We start from the raw sequence: 12,358 nt of genomic DNA, 5'->3' as shown, positions 1-12,358 counted from the left end.
CGAGCTTTAAGATGTCCCCTTCCTCTTTAGGTGGGGGAAAACAAACTACAACAGCTGGCGAGCATATCTCCCAGCTCGTTGAAACGCTAATTGGAAGATTTTTCTTCTAAAGAAGAAAAATTTGAACAATGGCGTTATAATATCTGTAATAAACGATTGTATCATCAGCCTTCAATTCCTGCAACTGCATAGGCGGAAATTCCCTGACCATTTCCCGTAAAGCCCAGGTGTTCCTCAGTAGTGGCCTTAACATTGATACAGTCCGGCTCAACCCGGAGCACAGAAGCAATATTTTCCCGCATTTCCTGAATGTATGGCAGCATTTTAGGTCGTTGTGCAACAATAGTTGCATCAACATTCCCCACTGCATAGCCTTTTTCAGCCAGCAGCTTCCCGACATGCTCAAGCAGGACCAAACTGGATATTCCCTTATATCTGTCATCGGTGTCCGGAAAATGCCTGCCTATATCCCCAAGGGCTGCAGCACCCAATAACGCATCAGAAATTGCATGAAGCAATACATCTGCATCAGAATGTCCCAAAAGTCCTTTTTCATACGGAATTTCCACGCCGCCAATAATTAATTTTCTGTTTTCTGCTAACTGGTGTACATCATATCCCATACCAAATCTGATCAACGAAAACACTCCTCTGGCTATATATTCTTAAACAATTCATTTATTTCAGCCATTACAGCCTTATTTTCTCCACTGATATCCCCGTCATCTTCCTGTATGAAGGCTTCTCCTATCAGCAAATCCTCCGGGGTGGTTATTTTTATGTTTTTGTAGTCACTTCTCACTATATGTACATTATGGCCGATTCTTTCTACCAGACTGGCATCGTCTGTGCCCAGAAAATTATCGGCAGTGGCCTTGTCATTTGCTTCCATGAGAAGCCCCCGGGTAAATCCCTGGGGCGTTTGGATCTCCCACAAGGACGCCCTGTCAGGTGTAGCCTGGACCACACCATTTTCATCACATACCTTAATGGTATTCTTTGCCGGTACAGCTGCAATACCTCCACCGTACCTTTCAACTGCCGCAACAGTATCAGCTATTATTTTGTGACTGACAAAAGGTCTGGCTGCATCATGCACGAGAATGATTTCATCATCATCGCCGGCAACACTTTTTATGCCATTTAACACTGAATACTGTCTCTCACTGCCACCGGCAACGACCTTATAGGGCTTCAGCCCATGTATTTTATCCAGGATTTTTTTTACGAAGTCAACTTCCTCTGCAGCTACAACTACCACCATACGGTCAATTTCACTGCATCCGGAATAGCGCAATAAGGTTCTTACCAGTATCGGAACCCCGGCCAGGGGCATAAAAACCTTGTTCATCCCCGCCTGCATTCTCTTTCCCCTGCCTGCTGCAGGGAAAATAACAGTAACCATATTACCCTCCTAGCAATATCACCAGATAATATAAAAGGGCTCCGACAGGAGCCCTTCAATCACGAAACAGGCTTAGCAAAAATCATTCTGCCCGCCGCTGTCTGCAGTGCAGATGTGACCTCAACCTTAATTGCCTCATTAATGAATTTGCGGCCATTTTCCACAACAATCATGGTACCATCTTCCAGGTATGCAACACCCTGCCCCTGTTCCTTGCCTTCTTTCACTACAGTAACATGCATATATTCGCCAGGTATAACCACCGGCTTGATAGCATTTGCCAGCTCATTGATATTGAGCACAGGCACTCCTCTGAGTTCAGCAACCTTATTCAGATTATAATCATTTGTTATGATTTTGCTGCCGGTCAGCTGTCCTAATCTGACCAGCTTGGAATCCACCTCAGAGATATCATCAAAATCCTGATTGACTATTTCTACCTGTGAACCAAAATCATTCTGCAGCTTTTTCAGAATATCCAGCCCCCGGCGTCCGCGAACCCGTTTCAGGGAATCAGACATATCGGCTATATGCTGCAATTCCTCCAGTACAAATACCGGGATAAGCAGCTTACCATCTATGAACCCTGTGCTGCAGATATCTGCAATCCGTCCATCAATGATTACGCTGGTGTCCAACAATTTACTGCAAGGACCTTCGTTAGCTGTATTATCCGCAATATAACCAGCCAATTCCTTGTTTTTCTTTTTCTTTGACTGTTCCCTAAGCTGGCTGGCCTCCTTGAAGAATCTTGGCAGCTTGCCAATCAGCTCCTGAAGTTCCTTTTGCTTTCGAATAACGATATGAATACCAAGATAGCCAAATACCACACTCAATATAACGGGAATATAATCCCCTACCACAGGTATTTTTGAAAAAGCTACCCCCAATAAATTAGCAATTATAAGTCCGATGGCCAGGCCGATGACTCCAGATATTACATCATGCAGTGGCATTTTGTTAAGCTGGGTTTCCACCCAGACAGAAAATCTTCGCAGCTTCGAAGCAAAAAACGGTGAAATCGAATAGCCAACTACAGCACCAATCAATATTCCAATCAGAATAAAGATCATATTTGCCAAGGTAATTTTGAAAAGGCCAAAATTCATGTTAAGCACCTCAGTGCTTAACAGCTCAGTGAGAAAAGGACTGAGAAAATGCATGGCCAAACCACCTATTACAGCCAACAGTGCTGTAACCAAAAATCTCAACACCTTATCAAGCATCAATCCACCTCCTTTCGTGTATACTCACCTGAAGCCTATCGGTAGCAGGTGGTTATTTATCAGCATTTTGAAAGATATCATGGCTGCTTCACATGAAAAAAGCCATGACACAAGAAAAGTGACCGCCTCAGCTGATCACCTCTCCTTGATGCCATTATCAAAAATCTATCTCCCGCCTGGCTGATCCGTACTACTACCATTTACCAGACGGGAGCAGTCACGCCAAAATCCTCTTTTAACACGACTGCCCAATTACCTCAGAAGCATTTTTTCAAGCCATGCCTCTGCACTTTCCGGCGTACTATCCAATACAAAAATCATTTCACTCAAAAGGATCTGTTTTGCAGTATCCAACAGACGCTGCTCACCACTGGAAATCTTTTTTTCCAGCCCCTGCAGGGCCAGGTTTCTGGCAACTGCAGCAACTTCCAGAATATCCCCTGTCTTCAGGCGGTCGAGGTTGGCATGAAATCTTTTATTCCAACTGCCAACGGCTTTCACAGGCGCATCCCTTAAAACGGCTTCAATCTTACTACGCATCTCAGGTGGGCTCACCTGCCGCAATCCAACACTGTCAATATTATCAGCAGGGAGCATGATTTTCATGTCGCCAATCGGCATTTTTAAGACATAATAGGGTCTCATCTTGCCCTGCCCCATAACATCATACTCTTCAATGCCGGTAATTTCTCCAGCCCCGTGCATTGGATATACAACCTTATCACCAATCTGCAGCAAACATACCCCCCCTTAATCATACTACTGTACTATAAATTATACCAAAAAATTTGATAATAAAAAAGATTGAATTTTATCATATATAAAAATGTCTGTCAATTGTTCATATCCATTTTGACCAAAGTCAAACAGGCATACAGTCTGCCTTCTGCAAGGAGAATACTCGTCCTGCCCAACAGTATTTATGCCGGTCCTTACGGGCAAAAAGCTTCATTGAAGGATGCATCCCCACTTATTGTCAGGCCGATTCCGCTAGCGCTCAACGGGGCATGGCCATACTTAAAGCTTCAGTAACTGTGGATGCTCCATACAGCTGCATATCTTCAAACTTACCCTCAGCCAACAATTGTTCATAATTTTTTTGTGGAAAAATGACGCTTTTAAAGCCTAATCGCCTTGCCTCCCGAACCCGATTTTCAGCCTGACTTACCGGCCGTATTTCCCCGGAAAGCCCCACCTCGCCAAAAATCACCATGGCCGGACGCAAAAGGCGCCCGGCAAAGCTTGATGCCATGGCTACACATATTCCCAGGTCTGCAGCAGGCTCATCAACCCGAATCCCCCCTGCTGCCTTTACAAAAACATCGCAACTGCCCATATTCAAATGGACTCTTTTTTCCAAAACCGCCAATAACAGCTGTAACCGCTTCAAATCCACAGAATCGGAGGTTCTTTTTGGCGGAACATATGGTGTTTTTGCGACCAGGGCCTGAATCTCCACCAGCAACGGTCTTGTCCCTTCGATGACCGGTACTATGACACTTCCGTTATCCTCCTGCCCATCAGATAAAAACAGCTTGGAAGCATCCAAAACATCAATAAGACCGGTATCGCGCATCTCAAAAACACCTATTTCATTTGTGCTTCCGAATCTGTTTTTTATAGCCCTGAGCAAACGATATTCCGCATTATTGCCCCCCTCAAAATACAGTACTGTATCCACTATATGCTCCAGCACCCTTGGTCCGGCCAGTGTGCCATCCTTGGTCACATGCCCTACCACAAATGCGGCAATCCCATTGGTCTTGGCTACCCGTAATATCTCGACGGCACATTCCCTGACCTGGCTTACACTGCCCGGAGCACTTTGGACATCCGGCCGGAATATGGTCTGGATAGAATCAATCACTAAAATTTCTGGTTTCAGATCAACAATGTGCTTTTCAATTACTTCCAGATTTGTTTCGCTGACCACCAATAAGGAATCGGCAACAGCATCAATACGGTCCGCCCGCATCCGCACCTGCTGCACGCTTTCCTCTCCGGTAACATATAGGACCCGCCGCCCCATGCGGGCCCCATTTGCACACACCCGCAATGTCAGACTGGACTTACCAATACCGGGATCGCCAACAATGAGTACCATGGATCCGGCGATTATTCCACCACCCAGCACCCTGTCCAGTTCTGCAGAGCCGGTATTCATTCTCGGGCGTTTTTCGAGAACCACCTCACTGATAGGACATGGCTTGCTTTGGGTTGACAGCCCCAGATTCAATCCACGCTGTTGCGACTTATCCGGTTTTATAATCTCCTCAACCATTGTATTCCACCTGCCACAGCCAGGACATTTTCCCAGCCATTTAGGTGTATCATACCCACATTCCTGACAGACAAACACTGTTTTTGACTTGGCCATTCTTAATGGTTCCTCCTCCTGCTGAAAGGATATTTCAGCAGCCTGATTCCCCACCTTAATATCCATACAATAGCAACTGCAAAGTTAAGCAGATAATTTATCACGCCACCCTTATCCGGCAGCATATTTTTCTTCATCATAAACATCAGGAAAATTCCGCCAGGGTTATAAACAGTGCCTTGAGCATCTTTACCCGTTCTGCGTCAGGCATTGACCCGTAAGCACAATTTGCCGCCTGAAGTACCACTGCCCCCTCGCGGGAGCTTATCATCTGATGCTGAATCAAATATCGCACCATGGCTTTTATCTCAACGAACTCAGTATCAGCATCTATTTTATCAACCATTTCCTCATAAATAATATTCTGCAGTGGCACACGCACAATGCGGATAAATCCGCCTAAACCACGGCGTGATTCTACAGCAAAGCCCTTATCATGAGTAAATCTGGTATTAAGTACATAGCTGATCTGTGATGGTGCACAGGATATCTCATCTGCTATATCGGTACGCCGCAGCTCCACCTGTCCTGTCTGCTGTTCTGCCAATCTGCGAAGTATATATTCCTCTATTAAGTCTGCAATATTGCTCATAATATCACCCTCTGTTATTAATTGATTAATTGACTATTTGACTTTATTATAACCCAAATGGTCTTTTTTTCCAATAACAAAAAGGACTAATTGCAATTGAAAAGGTTATCGGACTTCCGGAAATATCATTGCTGATTAATCAGTCAAGGCTTTCCGGAATGCAATGTGCATCCCCCGCCAATACAGGAGCAACAAAAAAGATGCCGCATGCGGCATCTATCTGTTGTATTATGTAAAATTACTGCTTGTTGTCGTTCAGCTGCTCCTTCGCCTGCTGAACAGCATTTAAAGCCCCACTGATATTTTCAATAACGTGGTTAAATACCTCATTGGCATAGTTATCAGCACTGGCCTTAAGCTGGTTGGAATAATCCTCAGTATCTTTTTTCAGCTTGTTGGCAGCTTCCATGGTCTCATCCATAATCTTTTTTTCCTGTGCCTTGGCCTGCAGGACAATTTCATTCTGCTCAACAGCTTTTTTTGCATATGCCTTGGCCTGTTCAATAGTATGATCAGCCTCACGCTTGGCACCTTCTACCAAACGATCAGCCTCCATCTTTGCTGCCTGGACAATCTCATCCCTTTTCTTGACAATATCACATGCCTCCTGGATTTGAGTAGGCAACTCACTCCTCAAAACATCCATCAGACGAAACAGCTCAACATCATCAATCATTACCTTGTCAACAAAAGGAACCCTATTGGAACCTGCTACCAAATTTTCAATTTCTTCCAAAATATTATCTATTTCCATAATCACAAGCCTGCTTTCTGTAAAAGGTTATCTTACACTGTATCAGCATATCATTTATTTGAAAAATATTCAATAGCAATTGCTACCGATTCTGGTACCAATGTACTTATATCCCCACCAAAATTACATATTTCACGCACTACCGAGGAACTTATATAGGACAGCTCCGGTTTTGTCAAAAGAAAAAATGTATCCAGCTCCGGATGTGTCTGCCTGATAATCTGTGCCTGGCCCTGTTCATATTCAAAATCAGTTATTGAGCGAAGTCCGCGCACAATAACTTTAATATCATTGGCCTCCATGTAATCAGCCAGCAGTCCATCAAAAGAAACGACCTCAACATTGGGGATATCCCGGACCGCCTGCTTTAGTGACTCTATTTTTTGCTCCATAGGCAAAAAGCTTTTTTTTCGCACATTGCTGAAAATCCCCACCACCAGCTTATCAAAAACGCTGGCCGATCTTTTTATTATATCGATATGCCCATTGGTAACGGGATCAAAGCTCCCGGGGAAAATTGCCGTAGTCATTATCTATTCCTCCTGTCCAGCATGTATATCTTCAGCTGAGCTATACTCAAAAAAATTAATCTGTGTGGTCCTGCCATATTTTTGATTGCGCAACAGACGCATGTGCGACAATTCCGGCAGTTCGTTTTCATCCCCGCCCTGCTCCACAACTATCAAGGCCTTATCCTGTAACAGTTTGCTGTCATCCAGCCAGGTAATTGCCCTTTCCCAGAGCCCTTTATGGTAGGGAGGATCGCAAAACACCAGATCAAACCTCTGTCCATTGCGTTCCAGTCTTCCCATGCCGGCAAAAACATCTCCCCTGATGATTTCCGCCTTATCTGACAGCCGGGTATGTCTGGCGTTAAAGGTTATAATATCAGCAGTAGCTGCATCTATAAAGCATGCGCTTTCAGCACCACGGCTCAGGGCCTCCAGGCCCAGCCCCCCGGTTCCCGCAAAAATATCCAATACTTTTTTTCCAAGCACCTCACTGCCCAGTATACTGAAAAGGGACTCCTTTACCCTGTCAGATGTCGGCCGGGTAGCCATACCTCTTGGAGTTTTAAGATTACAGCCCCGTGCTGAACCAGTAATTATCCGCATAAAAAACCTCATTAAGATCGCCCTCGGAAAGATTAATTCCAAAATGTCTTCCTGACATCTGCAAGGGGCGAATTCACATTTTCAGATTATTTACATGATCTTTCATGTATTTTACATTTTATAATTATACTATATGACCATAGCAAATTGCTATATACCCATTTTTCATATTCCATCCCTCCAAAAAAGAAGCCTTGCCTGGCTTCTTTTTTCTTTTCCCCTGTAATACTGTATAATATCGGTATACAAGCTCCATGTAGTCATGGATATCTGTTTGCTGCCATATACAGCTGACAGCATCAACCATATTTTCTGAGGTCATTATGAAAAAAATTACCATATCGTATATAATTTACATTTTAATATTTTTAATACTGCTATTAGGCATCTGGAAATTGATATTTCCCTTGCCAACAGGAGAGGAGCTGTCAAATGCGGAGCCTGAAGTCACCCATCAGGTACTGCTCATTCCGCTTGACAGCAGGCCACCATGTTCAAAGCTCCTCATCGACAATGGTCATACAGCTGGCATTTCCATTATAACACCACCCACGGAATATATGGATTATTATACCCAGGCAGGAGAAACCGGCAAGCTTCGGGAATGGACTGCAACACAAATCCACACCTGTGACAGGGCCATTATATCTATCGACCAGCTTTTATATGGCGGTCTTATTGCCTCCAGAAACAACCACATTACCAACAACGATATTACAGCCTTGGTAAAATATCTGGAGCAGCTGCATAAGGATAATCCTGCCGTAAAGCTGTATGCCTTTTCAATTTTACCCAGGATGAATCCCCCTGACATAGTGGAAAATTTTCATGACCGCAAGCAAATCATGGAATGGTCACGGCTAATCCATCAATATGACAACAGCCCCCATTCCGAAACCTTGGACAAAATCAAACAGCTGGAGCAGGACATATCACCTGACCACCTAAGGTTATACAGGGAAATATATGACAGAAATTTTTACCTTAATTGCCAATTGGCACAATTAGTAGAAAACGGAACCCTGCATCAGCTGGTTTTGGGACAGGATGATGGTGAGGCCTTAAGTCTGCCCAACCTCAAGCTCCAGGAATTTTGCCATTATGCAGAAAAAAAGGGGCTATCCAAGGACAAGCTGGCTGTTATTCACGGTGCCGATGAGGTGGCACTGTCCATCCTTGCCAATTTGGCGGCTGAATATAATCCACAAAGCCATCCATTGAATGTATATGTCGATTACAGCTCTTCTGAAGCAGCTCATAGGCTGTTACCATACATGGCAATAGACAATGAAGCCACTGCAACAGAACGCCTGAATTTTCATAAGGCAAAGCTGGTAAACTCCCCGGATGAGGCAGATTATATATTGTTTATAAGCAGTACCGGAAAAGATACCATGAACTGCCGTCAGGACAGCCTGCACAAATTAAATGAATATCACCGTGCAGGAAAATATGTGGCCCTGGTAGACCTCACTCAGTCCTTCTCCGCCCAGGAAGCGTTATTTCCCCTGCTGTTAAAGGAGGAATACCCGGTAAACAGCCTGATTGCCTATGCAGGTTGGAATACTGCCAGCAATTCAATTGGCACTGCTGTTGCCCAGGCAGCAATGTATTTAACAGCACTGTCAGGTGGTGGTGACCAGGATGCCATAGTCTGCAGAAACCTTAGGAATCTTAACAACCGCTTTTGCGAGGATTATTATTATCTGAAGGATGTAATCGACCTGGTAAATATCAATCTCAGGAAAAAAGGATATATGAATGTTTATGATCTGGATTTACAGCACAATTATCTATGGTCAACAGATATGCTGCAAAATACAATGAAGCAAAGGCTGACACAGTACAAACATTCTGCTGCGGCAAAAAAGCCTTTTACCCTCAAAGACAGCAGCACTACATACCAGATATCAGATATTCTTCTGGAAGCATATTTCCCTTGGCCACGGACCTTTGAAATCAATTTAGACACTACCCTGAAAATAAGAAAGGGACAAAAATAATAAAATGCGGCTTTTTCATTGGCAGTTTGTCATCTGCCAATAAATTAAGCCGCATTTCTCATTGTTTAGCCCCATAAGCACGGAAATCAACAGAGCCCTTTATTCCACCACCTGGAGCATGACCTTGACAGGCATGCCCACCTCACTGTCCAACCACTGTTGGAAGCGTTTTTGTTCTTCTTCGTTTAATTCTCCTGTCAGATATGCCAAGGCAAAAAACTTACTGTAAACCACCTGCCCCTTATCATCTTCACTGGGAATAGCTGCGCCCTCAATTGTTTTAAATTGCGGAAACAAAATTGGCGCTTTTTTGTTAATATTGGCTATGATGTTTTTATCCTCTGTCAGGCGTTTATATGCAGGAGCGTAGGTAAGGCTATGCTCCTTATATTTTTTTACCTCATCCTGAAGCTCATCATATGAAATCCCACCCATCTTACGCCAACGGGGATCAAGAATGTTTTGTAGGTCCTCAGCCTGGACACTGCCCAAAAAATCATTCTGAATGATATGCAGCTTGAAGCCTGCCAGCCTGGAATATGCAGAAAGGCCCTCTTCAAAAGTGTCCTTCTCATCGGCAGTAACTGTACGCCCAATTATTGTCAGCTCCAGTCGCTGCTCCGGTTCGTTGATGTTGTAGGATACAACCTGCAGATCATTGCCGTGAAAATTTTTCTCAATAAATGTCTGTATCTGTACCTGCTCCAGATTGGCATTGACGCTATGATAAGCCATGTACATACTGGGAAGCACAATCAATATCCCCAATGCAGTCAATCCCCAACGCTGTTTTTTAAAGGCCTGCTCTGATACATAAGCCTTTGCAGGCACCTTAATGAGTTTTAGGACCAGGAAAGTGGTAAGGCAAATGAAAAAACTATTAATAAAGAAAAGGTACAATGCACCAAAAAAGAATTTTAGGGAATGGTGTGCCAAGCCGTAACCGGCTGTACAAAGTGGTGGCATAAGCGCAGTAGCAATGGCCACACCGGGTATCACATTACTTTTTTCACTTCTGGTACTGCCTATAATACCGGCCAAGCCACCAAAAACAGCTATTAAAACATCCCATATGGTAGGCTCAGTACGGGCCAGCAATTCGGATGATGCCGTATCGATTGGTGAAAGACTGAAATACAGGGCCGAGGTCAAAACTGAAAGTATTACCTGAAAAACAAGCTTCCAGAACGACTCCTTGACATAACTGCTGTCATATGTAGCCATACCATAACCTATGGACATGATTACCCCCATCAGTGGTGATATAAGCATGGCACCAATAATGACCGCCGTACTGTTCATATTTAAGCCAATGGATGCGATGAAAATTGCCAGAATCAGGATACACATATTGGTTCCCTTAAGGGTCCCGCCGGAATAGATGCGTTCAGCGATTTCCGACAAAGGTGCACGATCCTTTTGCAAATCGAAAATATTACCAATGATATTTTTTAAAATTTCCATAGTCCAATCTCCCCAGATCACCCGTATACAATAAAAGGCACTGATATCCCCTGGCGCCTTTGCACGATTTAACATTATAACGCCATTGTTCAAATTTTTCTTCTTTAGAAGAAAAATCTTCCAATTAGCGTTTCAACGAGCTGGGAGATATGCTCACCAGCTGTTGTAGTTTGTTTTCCCCCACCTAAAGAGGAAGGGGACCTCTTAAAGCTCGTTATTATCATTTTCCCACATCATACCAACCATTTGATTCATGTGCAATATTAACTCCATCATTTTATCAACGGGAAAATCATATTTTTCTTGACACAGTAAAATGAATGTCGTATACTAATTATCGTTGCAAAGAAAATATATAGGGGTATCGCCAAGTTGGTAAGGCACTGGATTCTGAATCCAGCATTCGTAGGTTCGAGTCCTGCTACCCCTGCCAAAAACAAATTTACGCTCTGCTGTAGGCAGAGCGTTTTTTATTGCAATGTGCATTTTCCCCACAAGGCACAATCCTATCGCCTTACACCTTTTTAGGATGAACAAATAATGCCTTGATAGTGATATTAACTTTTTTGACCGCCATTCCTGTCAGATTTTCAACTTCCTTTTTCACCATGGCCTGTAATTGTTGAACCAGTGTCGGGATATGCTTGCCAAAGGAAATAATTACATCACAGTTGAGTTCTATTCCCTGGGATTCATAGCCCACAGCCCCATCGCCCTTATAAATATGCCGCACCTCAGCCAGCACGACCTTGTTCACGCTGCCGCTGTCCAAAAGTATTTTCCTGACAATAGCTTCAATGGCCGAATCCTCAATTACCAGCTTTCCACAATAGCTGAATACAGGCCGCACAATTGATTTTTCTCCCAGATGCCTATGCCTGCTCCGCTGACTTTCACTGTTCCGCTTTAGCAATGAACTGAGAGAATCTACCAAATATCCTGAAAAATGCGGCTTTAATTCTATCGTAGGTACAGGGATAACATGCTTTCCCTGTTGCAGGCGATGATCCCGGGCCTTATCAATCTCAGCCTGGGTGGCGATATCCTCTATATGAATAAATCTTGAGATTTCCGGCAACCTCAGTGCCTTGGCAATCTTAATGACCATATTTTCAGAGGTACCCAAAATCAAAATTTTCTTTGGCTGACTGTTTTCAATGGCATTACGAACTTCGTCAGCATGGCCTGGCAGGACAAAAATAGCCCTTTTTACTGCCAGCACCTTATTCTGTTCTTTTTTGGCCGAGCTTCCTGCCAATATTTTGCCATCCTTGATATACAAGCCATCATCAATAATAGCATCCGCCTGTGTATTATGTGCAACCAGCAGCGCTCTATGACTTTTACCTGTGCCACTGGGACCAACAAAAGCAATAACCTCCAAAAAATCACCACCTATGCAATTCATAACGCAATTATTCA

Annotated in this window: 14 protein-coding genes and 1 tRNA gene; 2 read left to right on the top strand and 13 right to left on the bottom strand. The window is 43.8% G+C overall.

Going from position 1 to position 12,358, the window contains the following annotated elements:
• Nucleotides 1-164: 164 nt before the first annotated feature.
• From ispF to K6C05_RS07655, 11 genes are all read right to left on the bottom strand, one after another.
• Nucleotides 165-638, bottom strand: a complete 474-nt coding sequence (ispF, locus tag K6C05_RS07705) for a 2-C-methyl-D-erythritol 2,4-cyclodiphosphate synthase (RefSeq protein WP_296733269.1) — start codon at nucleotides 636-638, stop codon at nucleotides 165-167.
• Nucleotides 639-655: 17 nt separating this feature from the next.
• The gene (ispD, locus tag K6C05_RS07700; RefSeq protein WP_296733268.1) at nucleotides 656-1,405 is read right to left on the bottom strand and encodes a 2-C-methyl-D-erythritol 4-phosphate cytidylyltransferase; all 750 of its coding nucleotides are present in this window, start codon (nucleotides 1,403-1,405) and stop codon (nucleotides 656-658) included.
• Nucleotides 1,406-1,464: 59 nt separating this feature from the next.
• The gene (locus K6C05_RS07695) at nucleotides 1,465-2,631 is read right to left on the bottom strand and encodes a PIN/TRAM domain-containing protein (protein WP_296733267.1); all 1,167 of its coding nucleotides are present in this window, start codon (nucleotides 2,629-2,631) and stop codon (nucleotides 1,465-1,467) included.
• Between the two features lie 252 nt (nucleotides 2,632-2,883).
• On the bottom strand, nucleotides 2,884-3,369 hold the full coding sequence (locus tag K6C05_RS07690) for a CarD family transcriptional regulator (protein WP_296733264.1): 486 nt from the start codon (nucleotides 3,367-3,369) through the stop codon (nucleotides 2,884-2,886).
• Nucleotides 3,370-3,628: 259 nt separating this feature from the next.
• Nucleotides 3,629-5,008, bottom strand: a complete 1,380-nt coding sequence (gene radA, locus K6C05_RS07685) for a DNA repair protein RadA (RefSeq protein WP_296733260.1) — start codon at nucleotides 5,006-5,008, stop codon at nucleotides 3,629-3,631.
• A gap of 2 nt (nucleotides 5,009-5,010) precedes the next feature.
• Nucleotides 5,011-5,148, bottom strand: coding sequence for a hypothetical protein (locus K6C05_RS07680; protein WP_296733257.1), 138 nt, complete (start codon nucleotides 5,146-5,148; stop codon nucleotides 5,011-5,013).
• 5 nt (nucleotides 5,149-5,153) lie between these two features.
• Nucleotides 5,154-5,600: a CtsR family transcriptional regulator gene (locus K6C05_RS07675; protein ID WP_296733255.1), complete on the bottom strand. Its 447-nt coding sequence runs from the start codon at nucleotides 5,598-5,600 to the stop codon at nucleotides 5,154-5,156.
• A 238-nt stretch (nucleotides 5,601-5,838) separates the two neighbouring features.
• A complete protein-coding gene (locus K6C05_RS07670; RefSeq protein WP_296733252.1) occupies nucleotides 5,839-6,354 on the bottom strand; it encodes an ATPase in 516 nt (171 codons plus the stop codon).
• 50 nt (nucleotides 6,355-6,404) lie between these two features.
• Entirely contained in the window at nucleotides 6,405-6,884 is a 480-nt protein-coding gene (gene coaD / locus K6C05_RS07665) for a pantetheine-phosphate adenylyltransferase (protein ID WP_296733249.1), read from the bottom strand.
• A gap of 3 nt (nucleotides 6,885-6,887) precedes the next feature.
• Nucleotides 6,888-7,469, bottom strand: coding sequence for a 16S rRNA (guanine(966)-N(2))-methyltransferase RsmD (rsmD, locus tag K6C05_RS07660; RefSeq protein ID WP_296733276.1), 582 nt, complete (start codon nucleotides 7,467-7,469; stop codon nucleotides 6,888-6,890).
• A gap of 124 nt (nucleotides 7,470-7,593) precedes the next feature.
• Nucleotides 7,594-7,791 carry a hypothetical protein gene (locus K6C05_RS07655; RefSeq protein WP_296733246.1) on the bottom strand — a complete coding sequence of 66 codons (198 nt, stop codon included), beginning with the start codon at nucleotides 7,789-7,791 and terminating at the stop codon, nucleotides 7,594-7,596.
• A gap of 85 nt (nucleotides 7,792-7,876) precedes the next feature.
• Between K6C05_RS07655 and K6C05_RS07650 the strand changes: the two genes are divergently transcribed.
• A complete protein-coding gene (locus K6C05_RS07650) occupies nucleotides 7,877-9,472 on the top strand; it encodes a DUF4127 family protein (RefSeq protein WP_296733244.1) in 1,596 nt (531 codons plus the stop codon).
• Between the two features lie 99 nt (nucleotides 9,473-9,571).
• Here the strand turns inward: K6C05_RS07650 and K6C05_RS07645 are convergent, their stop codons facing one another.
• Complete coding sequence (locus K6C05_RS07645) at nucleotides 9,572-11,029, bottom strand: DUF389 domain-containing protein (RefSeq protein ID WP_296733242.1); 1,458 nt, start codon at nucleotides 11,027-11,029, stop codon at nucleotides 9,572-9,574.
• A gap of 264 nt (nucleotides 11,030-11,293) precedes the next feature.
• Between K6C05_RS07645 and K6C05_RS07640 the strand changes: the two genes are divergently transcribed.
• A tRNA-Gln gene (locus K6C05_RS07640) sits at nucleotides 11,294-11,369 on the top strand.
• An 81-nt stretch (nucleotides 11,370-11,450) separates the two neighbouring features.
• Here K6C05_RS07640 and K6C05_RS07635 read toward each other — a convergent pair.
• Nucleotides 11,451-12,320, bottom strand: a complete 870-nt coding sequence (locus K6C05_RS07635; protein ID WP_296733273.1) for an Asp23/Gls24 family envelope stress response protein — start codon at nucleotides 12,318-12,320, stop codon at nucleotides 11,451-11,453.
• Between the last annotated feature and the right edge of the window lie 38 nt (nucleotides 12,321-12,358).

Origin of the sequence: Anaerovibrio sp. (assembly GCF_024697385.1) — a bacterium.
GTDB lineage: Bacteria > Bacillota > Negativicutes > Selenomonadales > Selenomonadaceae > Anaerovibrio.
The sequence above is the reverse complement of the archived record's forward strand: the minus strand, read 5'-3'. Positions and strand labels throughout refer to the sequence as shown.